The sequence below is a fragment of the Mesorhizobium sp. M7A.F.Ca.ET.027.03.2.1 genome (assembly GCF_003999175.1).
Classification (GTDB): Bacteria; Pseudomonadota; Alphaproteobacteria; order Rhizobiales; family Rhizobiaceae; genus Mesorhizobium.
This window is the reverse complement of the sequence record NZ_RZOM01001159.1, coordinates 1-1,852: the sequence shown is the minus strand read 5'-3', so window position 1 is coordinate 1,852 and position 1,852 is coordinate 1. Positions and strand designations below refer to the sequence as shown.

The following is a 1,852-nucleotide window of genomic DNA, read 5'->3' as shown; positions in this document are numbered from 1 at the left end:
GGACTGGAGCAAGGCAGGCGGCTGGCGAGCCAGCGCGTCGCTGAGATCACCGGCCTGCCACTCGATTTGGTGCAACGGAACTCCGCTCGCATCCCCACCGGCCTGTTCGCAAGGGAGTTCACCCGTGCCAGCGGCAAGGTGCTCAGCCCCTATGACGCCACGATCGGCACAGCCGATATCGCGCCTGAGAGCGCCCGCATCGCCGGCCCGGATCCGGTGCTCGACCGCAGCGTGCCGGCGCTGACGTCGGCTTTCGTCGGCTACATCCGTGACGAATTGAATTTCCGCACCGATGTCAGCTATCGGCTGCTCAATGGCGAAATCAGCCACAAATGGGATTACGGGACCAGCGCCTCGCGGCAAGGCTATGCCGGAGTGATGGACGATCTGCAGCGCGCACGCTCACTGAACCCTTCGCTTGGTGTCGTGATCGTCAACGGCTACACCGACCTGGTCACGCCTTACCTCGCCTCGCGCTACCTGGTGAACCAGATCCCATCGCTCGCCGATGCCAAGCCTATCCGTCTCGATGTCGTCGAGGGCGGGCACATGATGTATTTCAGGCCCGACGGCCGACGCGCGCTGAAAGAAGCCGCTTCGGAGCTTTACCAGGCGACGCAGTAGGCTTGGCGACAGTGCAGCTCGGCATGGCCCCCTGCCCCAACATAACCACCGGGCTGGCGTAGCGCCGCAGCGATTTTCGCCCTTATAGCTTGGTGCCGAGGGAACTGAATTCACAGCTCCTCGTGTCGCTCCTCACAGCATTCTGCCGCTCCGGAAATTTGGTCCCACGCGCCTTATGGCCGATATCGCCATTCTCGAAACACGCGAGCGGGTGCTTGCAGGCATCCTGCTGACCGGTGCGGCCTATTTGCTGTTTTCGACACAGGATGCCTCGATCAAGCTGTTGGTCGTCGGCATGAGCGTCTGGCAGATCATGTTCTTCCGCAGCATTGCCATTCTGGGCGCGTGCGCGGCGATCGGCGGACGACAGTTGTTTGCCGACACGATGCGCTCGCCGATCGTGCGGCCGATGCTGGTGCGCAGTGCCTTCACGCTTGCTGCGTGGCTGTGTTACTACAACGCCGCGCGCAGCCTGCAGCTCGCCGAGCTGACCACCGTCTATTATGCGGCCCCGATCATCGTCACAGTGCTTTCAGTGTTCCTGCTCGGCGAAAAGGTGCCGATGCTGCGCTGGCTGGCGGTGCTGATCGGCTTTGCCGGCGTGTTCGTCGCTTGCGATCCGACCCATCTGGGCCTGTCCGTGCCGGTGCTGCTGGTGCTGGCGGCGGCCTTCTTGTGGGGCATCGCCATCGTGCTCTTGCGCAAGACCGCCCTTGCCGAGCGCTCGATGATCCAGCTCCTGCTCAACAATTTCTATTTCCTGCTGTTTTCGGCGGTGCCGGCATTGCTCTGGTGGCAGACACCCGATTGGACCCAGTTGCTGCTGCTTGCCAGCGTCGGCGCACTCGGCGGCCTGGCACAATATCTTCTGTTCGAAGGCATGAAGCGCACACCGGCTTCGGTCATCGCGCCGCTGGAATACACCTCGCTGTTGTGGGCATTCGCACTCGGCTTTGCGATCTGGGGCGACGTGCCGCGCCGCGAGGTGTTCCTGGGCGCTGCGCTGATCGTCGCCGCCGGCCTGTTGATCGTCGGCACCGAGCATTTTCGCAAACGCCTATGATGTGGATCACCATCATTGCTGACACTACGATGTCAGGACCAAGCGGCGTAGGCTGGTTGCATGACTGACATTGCAGCCGCCACCGACACCGCCGCAGAGCGCACACTCGGCATCATCCTGGTGTCGTCCTCAGCTGCCGTTTTCGGCCTGACCGGTGTTCTGACA

1 protein-coding gene and 2 pseudogenes are annotated in these 1,852 nt (G+C 62.6%); all 3 read left to right on the top strand.

Annotated features, from left to right (window positions below):
• Positions 1-624: pseudogene (locus tag EN750_RS32395) on the top strand (peptidase S10); the annotation flags it as partial.
• Positions 625-799: 175 nt separating this feature from the next.
• Entirely contained in the window at positions 800-1,687 is an 888-nt protein-coding gene (locus tag EN750_RS32390) for a DMT family transporter (RefSeq protein ID WP_127399117.1), read from the top strand.
• Positions 1,688-1,747: 60 nt separating this feature from the next.
• Positions 1,748-1,852: pseudogene (locus EN750_RS41730) on the top strand (EamA family transporter); the annotation flags it as partial.

What these genes read in the sequence shown, in the direction of transcription:
- EN750_RS32390 (WP_127399117.1), top strand. Translation starts at nt 800, where the DNA reads ATGGCCGATATCGCCATTCTCGAAACACGCGAGCGGGTGCTTGCAGGC.